Source organism: Caballeronia concitans, from assembly GCF_001544615.1.
Lineage (GTDB): Bacteria > Pseudomonadota > Gammaproteobacteria > Burkholderiales > Burkholderiaceae > Caballeronia > Caballeronia concitans.
The window spans coordinates 151648-169307 of the sequence record NZ_FCNV02000002.1 but is presented as its reverse complement, the minus strand read 5'-3'; the positions used below and the strand labels follow the sequence as shown (position 1 = coordinate 169307).

Below are 17660 nucleotides of genomic sequence, written 5' to 3'. Positions count from 1 at the left end.
AGGATGAACCAGCCGCGCAGATGATCAACGAAGCGGGAGAGTGCGGAGATGAGCGAGACGGCGAGCAGCGAACTGTCCTTCAGGACGCTCATTGTGGTGAAGAAGAACCCCGTCGCGGACGGCATTGTGAGCTTCGAATTGCGTGATCCGGAAGGCGGCGCGCTCGCGCCCTTCACCGCGGGTGCGCATGTGACAGTGCGCGTGCCGAGCGGTGTGAACCGCAACTATTCGCTGTGCAACGATCCGGACGAGACCGACCGCTACGTGATCGCCGTGAAGCGCGACGCTTCCGGCCGAGGCGGCTCCCTCAGCATGACCGATGACGTGGAGGAGGGCGATCGCATCGAAGTATCGGAGCCGCGCAACGAGTTCGGATTGAGCGAGCGCGCGCGCAGCTTCGTGTTCGTCGCGGGCGGCATCGGCATCACGCCGATTCTGTCGATGATGCGTCATCTCAAGGCCACGTCCGGTCCGCGTTTCAAGCTCTATTACGTGTCGCGCAGCGCAGAAACGACCGCGTTTCTCGATGAATTGTCGAGCGCGGAGTGGAAGCCGCACGCGGTGATTCACCACGATCACGGAGACCTCGCCAACGCCTTCGATTTCTGGCCGGTCTTCGAAAAGCCCGCCAGCGGCGCGCATGTCTACTGTTGCGGTCCGCGCGCGCTCATGGACAGCGTGCACGACATGACCGGTCATTGGCCGACCGGCACCGTGCATTTCGAGAGCTTCGGCGTGGATCAGTCGCGCGCGGCGGAAAACACGCCCTTCAGCGTGAAGCTCGAACGCTCGGGCCGTTGTTTCGAGATCCCGAAGGACCGGTCGATCCTGGAAATTCTGCGCGACAACGGCATCCGCGCGCCGAGTTCGTGCGAGAGCGGCACCTGCGGATCGTGCCGCACCACGCTGTGCGCCGGTGAGGCGGACCACCGCGACATGGTGCTCGGCGACGACGAGAAGCGCGATCAGATCATGATCTGCGTGTCGCGTGCGAAGAGCGAAGAACTTGTACTCGATCTTTGAAATATCTGGAGAAGCGTAGATGCTCACGCATGAAGAAAACGAATTGCTGTGCCGTGTAGAAGGCAATGCACCGATGGGCCAGCTGATGCGCCGCCACTGGACGCCCGTGTGCCTCATCGAGGAAGTCAGCGAGCCGGACGGAGCGCCCGTGAAGGCGCGCGTGTTCGGGGAAGACCTCGTCGTCTTTCGCGACACCGACGGCAACGTCGGCGTGATGGACGAGTACTGTCCGCATCGGCGTGTCTCGCTCGTGTACGGGCGCAACGAGGATTGCGGCCTGCGCTGCCTCTATCACGGCTGGAAGATGGACGTGAAGGGCAACGTGATCGAGATGGTGTCCGAGCCTTCGTCCAGCGACATGACGAAGAAGGTCAAGCACAAGGCGTATGAAACGAAGGAATGGGGCGGCTTCGTGTGGGCGTACATGGGCCCGCAGGACGCGATTCCGGCGTTCGTGCCGCCCGCGTGGGCGCCGACCGAGGACTCGCGCGTCTCCATCGCGAAAGCCATTCTTCCGTGCAACTGGGCGCAGATTCTGGAAGGCGCCATCGACTCCGCGCACAGTTCGAGCCTGCATTCGTCGGACTTCGTGCCGGCGCGCGTCGGCGGCGCGGAAGCGACTTCGAAGAACTGGCTGCGTCCGTCGACGGACAAGGCGCCGCGTTTGCAGGTGCATCGGACCGAATACGGCTTTCGTTACGCCGCATTGCGACGTCCGATCCAGAACGCCGCCACGCACGATTACGTACGCTCGACGGTGTTCGTCGCGCCCGCTACCGCGTTGATTCCGCCGAACAATCTGTACAACGTCGCCAATATCAATGTGCCGTGCGACGACACCAGCACCGCGTTCTATTTCATGGCGTGGGGCCATCCGGACAAGACGCCTGAAACGGAAACATGGCGCAAGTTTCTCGGGCAGCAGGTCGGCATCGATCTCGATGCTTTCTATCGGCCGCTGCGCAATCACGACAACCGCTTCTGGCAGGATCGCGAGGCCATGAAGGCGGGTAACTTCACCGGCATCAAGGGCTTCCCGAATCAGGACATCGCGATGTGGCTGACGATGGGCCCGATCGCGGACCGCACCGAAGAACGGCTCGGCGCGAGCGATGTCGCCGTGGTCGAGTTTCGCCGCCGCATGCTCGATGCGCTGAAGGCGTTCCAGGCGGGCGAAGCGGCCATCGGCACGGGTGACAAGGCGATCCCGCGCAGCGTGTGTTCGTTTCAGGCGATGGTGCCGAAAGACACCGACTGGAAGCAGTACCCCGCGCGGCCGGTGTGGGTCGAGGCGGCCGGACAAGCCTCGCCTGAACTCGAATCGAACTATCAGGTTCAGGTCTGATGCAGAAGATCCGCCTGGGCGTTGTGGGACTCGGCCGCGCTTTTTCGCTGATGCTGCCGACTTTTCTCGCGGACACGCGAGTGCAACTGGTCGCCGCCTGCGATCCGCGCGCAACGGCGCGTGCGCAGTTCGAGGCCGATTTCGATGCGCCGTCCTTCGACGACATCGACGCGCTCGCCCGCAGGCCTGACATCGATGCCATCTATATCGCGAGCCCGCACCAGCTCCATGCGGTCCATACGCGCATTGCGGCGGCGCACGGCAAACATGTGCTCGTCGAAAAGCCGATGGCGCTGTCGCTCGCCGAATGCGACGACATGATCGATGCATGCCGCGTGGCGGATGTGCATCTGATCGTCGGCCATTGCCACAGCTTCGATACGCCTTATCTGCGTACGCGTGAACTGATTGCATCAGGCGCGTTCGGCGCGGTCCGGATGATTCACGCGCTCAACTACACCGACTACTTGTACCGGCCGCGCCGTCCCGAGGAACTGAAGACCGAAGAGGGCGGCGGCGCGGTGTTCAGCCAGGCGGCGCATCAGGTCGATATCGTGCGCATGCTCGCGGGCAGCCGTGCGACGCGCATACGCGCGGCCGTCGGCAAGTGGGATGCAAAGCGTCCGACCGAAGGCGCGTACACCGCGACGCTGTGGTTCGAGAACGGCGCATTCGCCACGCTTTGCTACAACGGCTATGCGCATTTCGACTCGGACGAGTGGACCGGATGGATCGGCGAAATGGGACAGCAGCGCAATGCCGACGAATACGGCGTCGCGCGCCGAAAGCTGTCGCGGGTGACCTCGTCCGATGACGAAGCGCGTCTCAAGGCAGCGGGGACTTACGGCGGAAACGCCTACACGCCCGTGTCGCCAGTGGCCGATGCGCGCCGGCATCAGCACTTCGGTCCTCTGATCGTGTCGTGCGAGCGCGGCGATTTGCGGCCCTTGCCGCATCAGATCGTCGTGTACGGGGACGAACGGCGCGAGTGCATCGAACTCGAGGCGCCGAGCGTGCCTCGCGCGGAAGTGATCGACGAATTGATCGGCGCCGTGCACGGCGGCATCGCGCCACTGCACGACGGCGAGTGGGCGCGCGGGACGCTCGAGATATGTCTCGCGATGCTTCGTTCGAACGCCGAATCGCGCGATGTGCTCATTGGCGGCTAAACAACCAATTCCAGGAAACGTTGACTATGGCAAAGCTGAACCTTTCTATTGCAGTGGGCAACTACGATCGCATGCGGCCGCTGGTCGACGGCGAAGTGCAGATCGACGGCGTCGATCCCGTCTTCATGCTTCAGGAACCGGAGGAAATCTTCTTTCGCGCCTTTCGCCATGCGGATTACGACATCTGCGAACTCTCGCTCTCCAGCTACAGCGTGAAGACCGCAGCGGGAACGAGCCCGTATATCGGCGTGCCGATATTTCCGTCGCGTGCGTTTCGCCATACGTCGATCTATGTGCGCAACGATCGCGGCATCGAGACGCCGGCCGATCTGAAGGGCAAACGCATCGGCGTGCCCGAATATCAGTTGACGGCCAACGTGTGGGCGCGTTTGTTCCTCGAAGAGGATCACGGACTGAAGGCGTCGGACGTCACCTGGATTCGCGCGGGTTATGAGGAAGCCGGCCGTCTCGAGAAGATCAGTCTCAAGCTGCCCGACGATGTTCGGCTCGAAAATGCGCCCGAGAATCAGACGATCTCCGGCATGCTCGCGTCCGGCGAAATCGATGCGCTCATCGGGCCTCGCGCGCCGTCGTGTTTCACGGACGGCCATCCGAATGTGAAGTATCTCTTCGACGATCCGCAGAAAGCGGCCGCCGACTGGTACTCACGCACGAAGCTCTTTCCGATCATGCATCTGCTGGGCGTGCGGCGTACGCTTGCGGAGCAGCACCCGTGGCTGCCGGGCGCGGTGGCGAAAGCCTTCGAAAAGAGCAAGGCGATCGCGCTCACGAAGCTGAGCGATACGTCCGCGACCAAGGTCACGCTACCTTTCGTCGAAGAGCAATTGCGCAATGCACGCCGGCTGATGGGACACGACTTCTGGCCATACGGCTTCGAGCCGAACCGGCATGTGCTGTCGCGCTTTCTGAAGCGCCATCACGAAGAAGGGCTGTCGATCCGGCTGCTGCAGCCGGAGGAATTGTTTCATCCGGCTACGCTGGAGAGCTTCAAGATTTGAGCGTGCCTCGCAGCGTCCTCTCCAATGTGATCCGGCGCATGACCACTCCACGCACGAGACATCGCCGACTAAACGAGCCGCAAGCGGCAACGGGAGACATCATGCAGGCACGACATCCAGCAGATGAAACGCGCAGCGTGGTCCTGCAGGACGTGATCAACCAGCGCGGGCTGTCGCGGTTCCAGGTCGTCACGTTCGTGCTTTGCTTTCTGATTCTCGTCCTCGACGGCTATGACACCGTAGTGGTCGGCTACATCGCGCCGGCGCTCGCGGCGCACTTCGGGGCCACGCCCGCGCAGCTCGCACCAATGTTCGGCGCAGGCCTCTTCGGGCTGACGCTCGGATCGTTCATCTTCGGTCCCGTTGCCGACCGCTTCGGACGCAAGCCGACATTGCTAGCATCGATTGCGATTTTCGCGCTCTTCAGTCTGATGTCGGCCTGGGCGAATTCAATCGGCATGCTCATCGCGTTGCGTTTCCTGACGGGCCTCGGATTGGGTGGCGCCATGCCGAACGCGTATACGCTGGCGGCGGAGTATTGCCCCGATCGCCTGCGTTCGACACTCGTCGCGCCCATCGGATGCGGAATCGCCGTAGGTGGCGCGCTTGGCGGACTTGTCGCGTCGCGGATGATCGGCGCTTTCGGCTGGCAATCGATGCTCGTCCTGGGCGGTGTCCTGCCGCTGCTCGTTATCGCCGTGCTGGTGCCCTGGCTCCCCGAATCTGCGCGATACCTCGTGGCGCGCGGTGGAAGGGAAAGGCAGGCGCGCTCAATCCTGCAAAAGATCGCGCCCGACGCCGGTTTCCATGACGTGGTGATCATGAGCGAAGAGCGGCGGGTGCAGGGGCAGGCGATCAGCCAGTTACTGAAGCCGGGCGTCGGCGGCGGCACGCTGTTGCTTTGGACGACGGCGTTCATGACGCTCTTTGTCATCTACTTCCTCGGCAACTGGCTGCCGATCCTGATTCAGCAGAGCGGGCTGTCGTTCCGGAACGCATCGCTGATGACGGCGCTCTATCTCACCGGCAACAGTCTCGGCGCAATTCTGCTAGGCGTGCTGATGGATCGCATGAATCCGCAGTACGTGCTGTGCGGCGCGTTCGTCTGTGCCGCGATCAGCCTCGCATCGTTCGGCCATCTTTCCGGCACGCCCGCTCTGGCATTGCTGGCGCTCCTCATTACCGGCGTCGGCACCGGCGGCACGATGACCGGCACGAACATTCTTTCGGCAGGCTACTACGCAACGGCGGGACGTGCGACCGGCGTTGCCTGGACGCTCGGCATGGGCCGTGTAGGCTCGATCGTTGGATCGATGATCGGCGGCGCGATGCTGGCCGCGCACTGGGGGCCGAAGGTCATCTTCGGCGTCGTCGCTGCGCCGCTTGTCGTCGCAGCAGTCAGCGTTTCCGCGCTAGCGCGCTATCGATCTCGCCACGCCGATGCCGAGCGCGAGGAAGAGGAAGCCGCAATCGGATCGCCGGCACGTTGAAACGGACAAGACGGCATACCTGATTTAAAGGTAACGAGAGCCAGAGATCATTCGCCGGGAGCGGCGGCGCATTACCCTGAGTTGAGAGCTAGGACAAACCCTGAAAGATAGCTTACATTGTTACGGTATATTTCGTCGTGGAGACCATATCGAAAGATTACGTGCGGCAGGGAAAATGAAAGCGTTGAAGGTGTTGCACAGCGAATCGTCCACGGGTTGGGGCGGGCAGGAGATTCGTACTTTGAAGGAGATGCTCGCGTTGCGTGAGCGCGGGCACATTGTGGAAGTCGTTTGTCCCCGGGACGCGGGAATCGGCATCCGCTCGGCCGAGCTAGGTTTCAAGGTCCACTACGCGCGATTGCGAGGTGTGGGCGACATCCGGTCGCTAATGTCGGTCCAGGCGCTTTTGCGGCGCCATGCGTTTGATGTGCTGAACACGCACAGCGGTCATGACAGTCTTGTCGCGGGCACAGCCGCGCGATTCGTGGGTACGCCGCTAGTGGTGAGGACTCGCCATCTCGCGCTGCCAATCAGTTCACTCGCCACTTACAACTGGATACCGCATCGCGTGATCGCAGTAAGCCAGTATGTTCGACGATACCTGATCTCGGTCGGCGTTTCGGCTGATCGCGTCGAGACGATCTATGACGGGATCGTGAAGCCAGAACCCATCGCGCAATCGACGCTGCGCGCGGAACTCGGGCTTGGCTCGGATGCAGTGATTTGCTGCATGGTCGCGATCATGCGCGACAAGAAGGGGCATGAAGACCTGATCTCCGCAGCACAACCTCTTCTAGCGCGGCGTTCAAACCTGCACATCGTGATGGCAGGAAATGGCGAACGTTTCGACGAGATAAAAGGTGTCGTCGATGGTCTCGGGCTTGGACGACGTATCCATTTGATCGGATTCCGCACCGATATTCCGAACGTGCTGCGCGGCTGCGACTTATTCGTACTGCCCACTCACCAAGAAGCGCTCGGCCAGTCGTATATCGAGGCGATGGCGGCGGGGCTGCCTGTGATCGGTACTGACGTCGATGGTGTGCCCGAACTCATCAAACACAATGTCAACGGTTTGCTGGTGCCGCCGAAGAACCCCGACGCGTTGCGCGCCGCGCTCGTGCAACTGATCGACAATCCGGATCAGCGCACGCGGTTCGGTGAGGCGGGCCGCCGCATGACAAAAGACAGATTTAGTGTCGACGATATGGCGGACGAGACAATCGACTTCTATTTGCGCGGACTGCACCGACAGGAACGTCACGCATGAAGGGTCGCGCGCGTTCTGTTCCAGTGCTGATGTATCACCACGTCAGTAGCTCGCCAGGAATGATCACGGTCAGCCCCGAACATTTCGGGGCACAGATGGCGTATCTGGAGAGAGCCGGTTACCGCACCCTTGGCTCACAGCAACTATCCGCCTATCTGGCAGGGGAACCGGTGCCTGCAAAGTCTGTGGTTTTGACTTTTGACGACGGCTATCTGGACAACTGGGTTCACGCACATCCGGTGTTGCAACGGCATGGCTTCACAGCCCTTTGCTTTCTGGTGACTTCTTGGCCGCGCGACGGTGAAGTGCGGCCGAATGCGAGTAGTGCGGTTAACCTGACGGAACTCCCGCGCTTGCTTAACCATCGGGAAGGCGAGCTTGCGATTCGCAGCGGTCGTGCCGATGAAGCGATTCTGCGCTGGTCGGAGATCGACGCGATGCGCGTAGCCGGAACGTTCGAGTTTCACAGCCATACGCATACCCATGAACGTTGGGACCTGATCACGCCGAATCGCGACGAGAAGCGCGCACGTTTGACCGACGACCTCATCGCCGCCCGACAGATGCTCGAGGCGCGACTGGGGGACGTTTCAGATCATCTGTGCTGGCCTCAAGGCTACTATGACGAGGACTATCAGCAGATCGCGCTCGACGCAGGCTTCCGCAATTTCTACACCTGTCATACGGGTGCCAACGAAAGCGATCACGGGCGTGCGCTGACCGCGGGACGCTCGATCAACCGGCTCGAAGTGCGCGACCGCCCCGCGTCCTGGCTTGCCAGCCGCCTGTGGGTCCACAGTCGGCCCGCGCTTAGCCGCGCCTATCTACGGATCAAGCGCTGAGCCGCTCCATTTGGGTCGACTCGTCGATGTTTGCGAGCACTGCACGCAGCTAGCTGATAGGTGCATTGTGGCGTCGATATCATGATCGCGCGCGCTCGTCGCCGTCCGGCCGGTCACCGTGACGGGCGCAAGCGTGACTTCCGGCCGGCTCTGGATCTCCTGCGCCTGCGCGGAGTGGATCTCGCAAGTGACAGTTCTCAGCCGAGAGGCGTTGAATGAATTCGCGCGTATTGGCTTTGTCGCGAACGAAGGGAAAGTCGGCGGCCAGCGGCCTCTAGGACGGCCGACCGCAGCGAGAAGCGCACCTGCTTCAGGCGGTCCGATCAGTCATCGTCGTCGTCAGCAGCGGCAACCGTCTTCGAGCCGTCGGGCGTGATGTTCGTATAGATCGAATGCGGTTGCGGATACGGCCGGTCACCCATCACGCCTTTCCACAACACCTGGTTGAACAGGTCCGGCGGAATGCGATCTTCCTTCGAGAAGTCGAAGCCCTTCGTCGCGTCAGCCCAGTACGTCGCATCGTGCAGGGGATGAATGTCCTCGCCTTGGGCGAACTGATTGCCGCCGGCATTCACCACTTTGCCGACATTCGTGTTCTCGAGAATCGTCGATGCGACCGCGGTGTAGGTCCACCGCCCGTCCGAATGCGTGTCGAACAGATCGGACATTGGGCGGGCGTAGGCCGTGTTGAGATCGATATGCTGCGTGCCGAGCAAATCCTCGATGGTACGCAGCGCGTTGACCTGGCTGTACGCGGTGCTGACGACGGCATGCTTCTTCACATACGGACCCACGACATAAGCGGTGGAACGATGTGAATCGACGTGATCGGAGCCGGCCTGCGAATCGTCCTCCACGACGACGATCAACGTATCCGCCGCGTACGGGCTGTGCGCGACGGTCTCGACCAGCTTGCCCACCGCGAAGTCGTTATCCGCTTGCTCTTGTTCGGCCGAACCCATCTGGCCGACGTTCGTCGCATAGCTGCCGGTATGGTCCGAGCCCATGCGCACGAATTCGAACGACGGCAACTGGCCGTTCGCCACGTATTGCTGGAACTCGCGGTTCCATTCGAGTTCGCGGAAAGTATCCGGGTAAGCCTGGTCGAATCCGCGATAGTAGTGGTCAGTCAGATTGACGAGCGTCGGCTTGAGCGGATTGGCCTGCACGATGTTGGCGCCCGCGGGATCGAGCAGTGGATTGGCGACGGTGCCGATGCTGCCGACATTGTTCACCATACCGCCGTAGTTCCGCACGGATCCGCCCGCCTGCAGCACTGCATCGTAAATATTGGCCTTCTGATAGCCGAACGGTGCATCCGGCACCGAAACATCGGCGATGCCGGGCAGTGCGTTGGCGGCGCCTCCGGGCAACGAGGCCGTCGCCGTCGTGTATGCGCCGTTGGTGGCCGCGTCGCGGGAAGCGGTGGTCGAAAGACCGACGGGCAGGCCACGATTCGAGCCTTCCGATTCGTACGCCATGCCACGCTTCACGCCCGCGTAGTTCTCCTGTTGCGACACTTCTTCTGTCGGCGTGACGTGTGCGTGCTGCACCCAGGACCAGCCGTCCATCGAGCCGTCGCCCGGATCCGTGAAGTTGTCGATCGTGACGAAGTTGCTGGCAATGCCATGAAAGTTCGGCGTGGTGGCCTTGCCGTACATCGTCAGCGTCGGATCGCCGTTCGCGCCGTTGCCGAGATCGCCGAGAATCTGATCGTAAGTGCGATTCTCCTTGACGATATAAATCACATGGCGAACACGCTGGCGCATGAAGTTCATCACTTCGCGCTCACGTTCCGATTCCCTCACGGAGTAGTGATTGTTCTCGTTCACCTGACTGGTCAGCCGTTCGAGCGCGTCCTGACGCGGCACCGGTGCGCTGACCAGACTGCTCTTTTCGAGTCCGAACTGGTATTGCGCCGTGCTGCCTCCCGGCGTGTAGAGTGGATTCGGACCGGTGACCGACTTGCCGTTGATGATGTACATCTCGGAGCTGTCGGCGCTGAGGGTGATGTCCTTTGGCGCATATGCAGTCGGGATCAGGCCGTCTACGTGACAGCCGCGCTCGCCGTTAAGCGAGATCACCGCGATGGAGTTGTCGCCGTTGTTCACCGCGTACAGCGTCCTGCCGTCCTTCGAGACGGTCACGCTTACGGGATCCCGGCCGCTGTACTTGCCCCTCCCGCCATCGCGATGCTCGTGTTCTTCTTCCGTGCGCGCGGCGATGTCGATGGTCTGCTCCACGTTGCGGCTTGCGGTATCGATGACGGCGATCTGATCGGCATTCGAGACCGCGACATAGAGCTTCGACTGGTCCGGCGAGAGCGCCATGCCATAGGCATTGCCGTTCAAGGCAATGCGCTTGATGAACTGCGGCGAGTTCGGATTGGCCAGATTGAGCACGACGACTTCGCGGTCGCGCACTGAAGAGACGAACGCCGTGCCATCGGCCTTGAGCGAAACGGCCCACGGATATTCGCCGCCCGCGACACCGCTCTGCCCCGAGGTGTGGAAGGGGCGCAGATCGTAGTCGGAGACGAGCGTATTCGTCGACGTGTCGATGATAGAGATGGAATCGTTGTAGTTGTTCGCGACGACCAGCGTACGACCGTCGGCCGACAAAGCGAGACCGCCCGCGTTCGGCTTCACGCCTGCACCGATGCCCGTGGTGTGATTCAGCGCGATGGCAGCGGTCTGCGACCATTGCGCCGATGGGCTCGCCGACGCGCGGCCGTACACGTACACCTTGTCGTCGGCGCCGCCCGTTCCGTACAGTATCTGGTTGCCCTTCCACGCCAGGCCGTCGAACGCGTTCGGCTGATGGATCGCCTGCATCAACTTCGGGACGGCCTTGTTCGCTCCCGATACGTCGTATATGAAGATGTATTGAGTCGAGTCGGCCGCGTCGAGCGTGGCGTTGTTCGCGCCCGTGTACACCGTGTTATAGCCGGCGGTGATAACGGCGAGCGTGTTGCCGTCCGGGCTGAGCTCCGACTTGATGGCGCCGCTCGCGATCTGCTGCGGCTTCGCCGCGAGATGCGGATTGAGCAACTGCTGCACGGCACCCGGTATCGCCCGCGGCGAGATGAATTGACCTGTCGGCAGTAATTCCATCTTGCTTTCAGATTCGGCGCGAGCCTGAAAGGTTGGCAAAAGAATGGATACTGTAAGCAATCCTAATGTAATGTAAGGTCTAGTCAGCCGCAGGTTTTTCATTCTTGTCTCTCCAGATGGACAACGGAATTCGGCGTGTCCCCGGACACGAAAAGAACGTCGTGGCATGCATTTATTGTCGGAGCGTCGACCGGAAGCTCACGTTCTGGCAAGTATGCTTTTTAAGCGCATCCGCAAAATCTAGCTTTCGTACGTGTCAGATACGTGAATCGACGTGATTCGATTCGATCGAACGCAGAGGATGAGCCGGTGCAACGGACCTTCGGCGTGGGTTGACGACGACCTGCGCCAACCGGCCATTCGCGGACGGTCTTGCCAGGACATCGAAACAGCCATGACTGAGGACTCAGGGCCGGGCGGATTCTCGCTCGCATCGACGCCGCGCCGGGCGGCCTCCCGAAGTCGAGCTGGCCTTCGCCATCGCGCGCTATGCCGCGATAGTAGGCCGTGCGATCGTCGATCACACGGCCGTCATGTCAATAGCCGTTTCCAGATGAAAGCGCCTCCGTCGGGCCGGGAAGCGCGCGTGCGAAACCACATTCCGGACGCGGGACACTCGCACGTTCCGTAGTCGCCTCTGGCGCCATCGCAAGATGTCGTGACGATAGTGCCGCCGTGCGACCGGCGGCACTGCCTTTTCACAAGGCGGTTGCTTTATTGATTGCTGAAGTCGATGTGCTTCACGAATACGATCTTGCCGCCATCGTTCTTGACGATGTTGTAGCCGTGTAGACCGTCGCCGTTTGCATCGAACGTGTACGTGCCTTCAACACCCTTGTAGCCCTTGATATCGTGCAACGCCTTCGCGATATCGTCTGCCTTGGTGCTATTGGCATTCTTGATCGCGGTCGCCAGCAACTTGACCGAGTCATAAGCCCACGCGGAATAGAAGTCCGGCTCGACCTTATAGGCCGCGCGATACTTCTGTGCATAAGCCTGTGCCTCCGGGCTCGAATCGGGCGAGAAGTCGGCGATCGAATAGGAACCGTACAGCGCGTCGCCGCCGAGCTTCATTGCGGTTGCCGTCGATACGGACGGTGAACCGATCCAGTCCGCTTTCACGCCGAGCTGACGCAACTGCTTGCCGAAAATGGCGACATCGGTCGAATTGGCGATATACGTCGCGACGATGTCGGCGCCCGAGTTCTTCACGGCCAGCACGATCGGCGTGAAGTCCTGCGAATTGCTGTTGAAGCCTTGCACGATCACCGGTGTGATGCCCGCCGCTTTCAGCGCTTCCGTCAGATTGTTCTTCCCGCCGTTTCCGAATGCATCGGTCGAATGTATGACCGCCCATTTCTTCAGCTTCATCGTATTGACGCCGTAATCGGCAATCACCTTTGCCGAATAGCCGTCGTTCGGACGCGCGCGGAAGATCCACGGATTGTTCGTATGCGTGAGGCCGACGTCGGTGCCGCCCACGAGAATCGGCATGCGTGCGCGCATGACGGTCGGCGAGATCGCCTGAATCTGGGTACTGCGCACCGTCGCAATCAGTGCGGACAGATTGCCCGCGCTCGTCAGCTTCGAAATTGCGAGAACGGAGCCCGGGTTCGTGCTCTGGTTGTCCTCGTTGCGCACTTCGAGCTGATGGCCAAGCACGCCGCCCGCCTTGTTGATTTCGTCCAGCGCAAGCTTTGCACCGTTCGCCTGATAGATGCCGGCTTCGGAGCTTGGCCCGGTGCTCTCGGTCATCATGCCGAATGTGATGGGGTCGGCCGCGAGCGCGTGCGACGACGCCAGTGTGAGCGCGGCAGTGGTAGCGGTCATGGCCATGACGGCCGCAAGCCGTGCGGATTTTGTTTTCATAACGTGTCTCCAGACGTTGAAGGCCCGGAGCCCGATGCAGTGGTCATGTTCGTCGCGGGCCCCGGGTTGCGCAGTTTCATTCCTGCGGCGCGGATCGCTTGTGTGCGACGAGGTTCATCAGACGCTGATCGCGCCATGCATTGCGCGCCGGCCGTTGCTCGGCCGGCAATGCGGCAAGACGTTCCTGCTCCAGCTTGCCGATCAGGGCATCGGTCCACGCGCGAGGCGCCGCCTGTTTCGCGATGTCGTGATACAGCGGGCCGTAGCGCGCGCAGTAATCGCGAATGCCGCCCGGCGCGTTGAGGTCGATGGTTTCCATCGGCCCCATGAACGACCAGCGCAGGCCGAGACCGTCCTTCACGGCTTTGTCGATATCGGCGCCGCTCACGTAGCCGTCTTCGACGAGGCGGAATGCTTCGGCGAGCAGCGCGCCTTGCAGACGGTTCACGATAAAGCCCTGAATCTCTCGACTGACGACGATCGGCACCTGCCCGGCGCGCGCATAGATCGCGCGTGCGCGTTCAATGACGGCCGGGTCGGTCCACGGCGCGGGAACCAGTTCGACGAGCGGCACGACGGACGGCGGGTTGATCGGATGGCCCACGAAGCAGCGCTCGCGGCACGCGATCCCTTCGGTAAAGGCCGACGCCGGGATACCCGAAGTCGAACTCGCGAGCAGCGTCCGGGGACCCACCAGCCGGTCGAGCTTCGCGTAGATTTCCTTCTTCGCATCGACTGTCTCGCGGACGTTCTCCTGCACGAAGTCCGCGTCGCGCACCGCGTCTTCGAGTGAACCGGTCGCGCTCACGCGGGACAGCACGGTCTCCGGGTCTTCGGTGATGAGGCCGGCCGCGTGCTGCTTGACGAGACTTGCCTTCACCGTGTCGCGCGCGCTCGCCACTGCGTTCGTGTCGATGTCGAAGAGCGCGACCGTGTGCCCGGCGCGGGCGAACACCGAGGCCCAGGCACAGCCGATCAGCCCTGCGCCGATGATTGCGATTTTTTCCATCCTTGATTGACTCCCTGTGGTTCTCTCATCAAAAACGTTGGACGTATGTTCCCTGCGAACGCGCGGACGGGGCGGGGCGGCCCACGCTGCCGACTCGCGCTACCCGGCCGGGGCCGCCGCCTTGCCACCCAGATAGGCGGCGCGCACCTCTTCGTTTCCGAGCAGGCTGCCGGGGGTGCCTTCGACGATCACCCGTCCCGTCGACAGCACGTAACCGCGATCGGCTACCGACAAGGCCATATTGGCGTTCTGCTCGACGAGCAGTACCGTGGTGCCGCGTTCACGAATCGAGCGGATCGTCGCGAAGAGCTGCTGCACGATGATGGGCGCGAGCCCGAGCGACGGCTCGTCGAGCATCAGCAGCTTCGGCTTCGACATGAGCCCGCGCGCGACCGCCAGCATCTGCTGCTGACCGCCCGACAAACTCCAGCCCAGCGCATTCGACAGGCGTCGCAGATCGGGGAAGATCCCATACATCTCTTCGACATCGGCTTCGAGCTCGCGCCGGCTGACGCGGCCGCGCGGCGACGAGCCGATCAGGATGTTTTCCCTGACCGTCAGACCCGGAAAGATCCGCCGCCCTTCGGGAACATGCGCGATTCCCATGCGCACGATCTTCTCGGCCGACATCCGCTCGAGCGCTTCGCCCTTGAAGCGGATCTCTCCACGCGTCGGCGCGACGAGCCCGGACACGTTGCGAAGTACCGTGCTCTTGCCGGCACCGTTCGCACCGAGCAGGGCGACGATCTCGCCCTGCTCGACATGCAGCGAAATGTCGTGGAGGGCCTGCACGCGGCCGTAGTGACTTTCGATATGGCTCAGTTCAAGCATCGGCATGTGCATTCTCCCCAAGATAGGCAGCGACCACCTCCGGATGGGACATCACTTCGTCGGGCTTGCCTTCGGCGATCTTCTTGCCGAAGTTCAGCACGGTGATCGTGTCGGAGACCTGCTCGATCAGGCTGATATCGTGCTCGATGAGGAAGATCGTCATGCCGTGTCCCTTCAGGCGCTTGAGCAGTTCGCCGAGATTTTTCTTCTCGGTCAAATTCAGGCCGGCCGCCGGTTCATCGAGCAGCAGGAAGCTCGGATGTCCCGCGAGCGCCCGGGCAATCTCGATCAGCCGTTGATGCCCGTAAGGCAGATTCTTCACGGTCACATGCATCTGCTCCGCCATGCCGACGAACTTCAGGGCCGACAATGCGCGATGATGCAGCGCCGCGCGCGTGTTCCCGATCGGGTTGTTGGCGCGCTGCGCGCCGACCATCACGTTCTCGACCACCGACATCGATGCGAACAGGCGGATGTTCTGGAAGGTGCGGCCGATGCCGAGACCCGCTCGCTGATGCGGCGACATTCCGGTGATGTCGATGCCGTCCAGCTTGATTCCTCCGCTTGTCGGCTTATAGATGCCGTTCAGTACGTTAAGCGTCGTTGTCTTGCCCGAGCCGTTCGGTCCGATCAGCGTATGCACGGTGCCGCGCGCGACTTCGAGTGAAATCCCGTCGACCGCCTTCACACCGCCGAAGTGCTTCGCAATGTTCTCGACGGTTAGGATGGGCGCGGGATTGTCGGTCGGCACATCGAGCGAAAGCGGTGCGATGCTGTCGACGTCGACCGTCGCTGCCGTTGCGCGCACGAAGCGCCCCCGCACGAGGCCCCAGATGCCCGCCGGCAGGAACACCATGATCAGGATGACGGCGAGACCATACACAGCCAGGTAGATGTCTTTCAGGAACCGCAGCCACTCGGGCAGCACGATCAGCAGACCGGTGCCGACCACCCCGCCGAACGCCGAATCCGCGCCGCCCAGCAAGGTCATCGTCAGGAATTCGATCGAGCGCGCGAAGTTGAAGTTGTCCGGACTGATATAGGCGAAACCCGCTGCGTAGAACGCGCCGCCGACGCCCGCGAGCCCGGCGCTCAGCGTGAACGCCGTGACTTTCACGCGCAGCGTATGGACGCCCGTCACCTCGGCTGCCAGTTCGTTCTCGCGCACCGCGCGCATCGCCCGGCCGATGCGCGTATGCGGCAGCCACCAGACGAATGCGACGGCCGCATAGAGAAACGCGAGGCACAGCACCAGGTACATGCGGTCGTCGGTGAACTGCAAGCCGAAGAGCGACGGCCGTCCGATTCCCGCGATGCCGTCCGGACCTTGCGTGACGCCCGCCCAGTTGACCATCACGAGATCGAAGATCTGCTGGAAGCTGATCGTGATCATGGCGAGATAGTGACCGCCGAGCCGCAGGGTCGTGAGGCCGAGCACGAAGCCGGCGACCGTCGCAAGGCCGATGCCGAGCAGCAGCGTGACCCAGAAGTTCAGGCCGAGCACCACGGTGCCGAGTCCGACCGCATAGGCGCCGAGTCCGAAAAAGGATGCCTGCGCGAGATTGATCTGCCCCGTGTAGCCGAGCACGACGGTCATGCCGAGCACGGCGATCGCGTAGGTCGCTGCCTGCATGAAAATGTTGAGCACGTACGGCGTGAGCGGAACGACGAAGGGCACGAAGGCGACGACAAGGGCCACGATGGCGAATGCGGCGACGCCGACGCTGAAACGCGCGCCGCGCGCGACGCGAGCCGGACGGGTGGAGGCGGATACCTGATTCATGCCTTCTCCGAAATCTTTTCGCCGAAGATGCCTTGCGGGCGCATCAGCAGGAAGAGGAACAGCAGCAGGAATGCGAACGCATCCTTGTAGGCGACCGAGATGTACTGCGCGCCAAAGCTTTCGACCACGCCGAGCAGCAGCCCGCCGATGATCGCGCCGGTGATATCGCCGAAGCCGCCGATGATCGCGGCGGCGAACGCCTTGAGCGCGATGATCGATCCCATGCCGATCGACACGAAGAGAATCGGCGACACCAGCGCGCCCGCGAGGCCGCCGAGCACCGCGCTATAGAAGAACGTGAACGCAATCATTCCCGCGACGGGAATGCCGACGAGCCGCGCCATGTCCTTGTCCTGCGACGTGGCCTGCAGTTTCTTGCCGAGCATCGTGCGTTCGAACAACACGTACTGGAACGTGACGGCGATCGCGGTGAAGCCGAGGATCACCAGGTACTGCGTGTCCATGAAGACGCCGCCCACTTCGATGCCCGGTTTGTCGAACAACCGGTTCATCGGGCGCGGCTGCGGGCCGAAGACGTACTGCGCCGCGTTCTGCATGAAGATCGACGCACCCAGCGTGCTGATGATCACCGGCAGATAGGAGCGATTGCGCAGCGGGTAGTAGACGCCGAGCGCGAAGATCACGCCGAACACGCCCAACGCGACGAGCGCGAGCACGAACGCGAGCCAGTAGGGCAGGCCGCTGCTGAGAAACGCGACCATCGCGAAGCCGCCGACCATCGCGAAGTCGCCTTGCGCGAAGTTGACGACGTTCGTCGCCCTGACGATCAGCACGAAACCGAGCGCGACCAGGGCATAGATCGAGCCCAGCGCAAGTCCGGCGAACAGCACCTGGACGTTGTTTACGATGAAACTCATCGCATGTCTCCTCCGCTTT

Annotated in this window: 13 protein-coding genes; 7 read left to right on the top strand and 6 right to left on the bottom strand. The window is 62.2% G+C overall.

The genetic code is table 11. From position 1 onward, the window contains the following. Nucleotides 1-48 precede the first annotated feature (48 nt). The 7 genes from AWB72_RS06850 to AWB72_RS06820 all read left to right on the top strand — a co-directional run bounded on the left by AWB72_RS06850 (nucleotide 49) and on the right by AWB72_RS06820 (nucleotide 8158). Complete coding sequence (locus AWB72_RS06850) at nucleotides 49-1023, top strand: PDR/VanB family oxidoreductase (RefSeq protein ID WP_040053310.1); 975 nt, start codon at nucleotides 49-51, stop codon at nucleotides 1021-1023. A gap of 19 nt (nucleotides 1024-1042) precedes the next feature. Then, complete coding sequence (locus tag AWB72_RS06845) at nucleotides 1043-2368, top strand: Rieske 2Fe-2S domain-containing protein (RefSeq protein ID WP_040053311.1); 1326 nt, start codon at nucleotides 1043-1045, stop codon at nucleotides 2366-2368. Continuing rightward, entirely contained in the window at nucleotides 2368-3537 is a 1170-nt protein-coding gene (locus AWB72_RS06840) for a Gfo/Idh/MocA family protein (protein WP_040053312.1), read from the top strand. Before AWB72_RS06845 ends, AWB72_RS06840 begins: the two co-directional genes overlap by 1 nt. Nucleotides 3538-3563: 26 nt before the next feature. Beyond that, nucleotides 3564-4556 carry an ABC transporter substrate-binding protein gene (locus AWB72_RS06835; protein ID WP_040053313.1) on the top strand — a complete coding sequence of 331 codons (993 nt, stop codon included), beginning with the start codon at nucleotides 3564-3566 and terminating at the stop codon, nucleotides 4554-4556. Between the two features lie 101 nt (nucleotides 4557-4657). Then, the gene (locus AWB72_RS06830) at nucleotides 4658-6046 is read left to right on the top strand and encodes an MFS transporter (RefSeq protein WP_040053314.1); all 1389 of its coding nucleotides are present in this window, start codon (nucleotides 4658-4660) and stop codon (nucleotides 6044-6046) included. A 175-nt stretch (nucleotides 6047-6221) separates the two neighbouring features. After that, nucleotides 6222-7316, top strand: a complete 1095-nt coding sequence (locus AWB72_RS06825) for a glycosyltransferase family 4 protein (RefSeq protein ID WP_040053315.1) — start codon at nucleotides 6222-6224, stop codon at nucleotides 7314-7316. Beyond that, nucleotides 7313-8158, top strand: coding sequence for a polysaccharide deacetylase family protein (locus tag AWB72_RS06820; protein ID WP_040053316.1), 846 nt, complete (start codon nucleotides 7313-7315; stop codon nucleotides 8156-8158). The genes AWB72_RS06825 and AWB72_RS06820 overlap by 4 nt, the downstream gene beginning before the upstream one ends. Nucleotides 8159-8481: 323 nt before the next feature. Here the strand turns inward: AWB72_RS06820 and AWB72_RS06815 are convergent, their stop codons facing one another. From AWB72_RS06815 to AWB72_RS06790, 6 genes are all read right to left on the bottom strand, one after another. Beyond that, entirely contained in the window at nucleotides 8482-11271 is a 2790-nt protein-coding gene (locus tag AWB72_RS06815) for a bifunctional YncE family protein/alkaline phosphatase family protein (protein WP_342065420.1), read from the bottom strand. Nucleotides 11272-11985: 714 nt separating this feature from the next. Then, entirely contained in the window at nucleotides 11986-13140 is a 1155-nt protein-coding gene (locus tag AWB72_RS06810) for an ABC transporter substrate-binding protein (protein ID WP_208863121.1), read from the bottom strand. Nucleotides 13141-13216: 76 nt separating this feature from the next. After that, a complete protein-coding gene (locus AWB72_RS06805; RefSeq protein WP_040053318.1) occupies nucleotides 13217-14149 on the bottom strand; it encodes a 3-hydroxyacyl-CoA dehydrogenase in 933 nt (310 codons plus the stop codon). A gap of 99 nt (nucleotides 14150-14248) precedes the next feature. After that, nucleotides 14249-14980 carry an ABC transporter ATP-binding protein gene (locus AWB72_RS06800; protein ID WP_084593135.1) on the bottom strand — a complete coding sequence of 244 codons (732 nt, stop codon included), beginning with the start codon at nucleotides 14978-14980 and terminating at the stop codon, nucleotides 14249-14251. Continuing rightward, complete coding sequence (locus AWB72_RS06795; RefSeq protein WP_040053320.1) at nucleotides 14973-16763, bottom strand: branched-chain amino acid ABC transporter ATP-binding protein/permease; 1791 nt, start codon at nucleotides 16761-16763, stop codon at nucleotides 14973-14975. Before AWB72_RS06795 ends, AWB72_RS06800 begins: the two co-directional genes overlap by 8 nt. Next, entirely contained in the window at nucleotides 16760-17641 is an 882-nt protein-coding gene (locus AWB72_RS06790) for a branched-chain amino acid ABC transporter permease (protein ID WP_040053321.1), read from the bottom strand. Before AWB72_RS06790 ends, AWB72_RS06795 begins: the two co-directional genes overlap by 4 nt. Nucleotides 17642-17660: the final 19 nt, after the last annotated feature.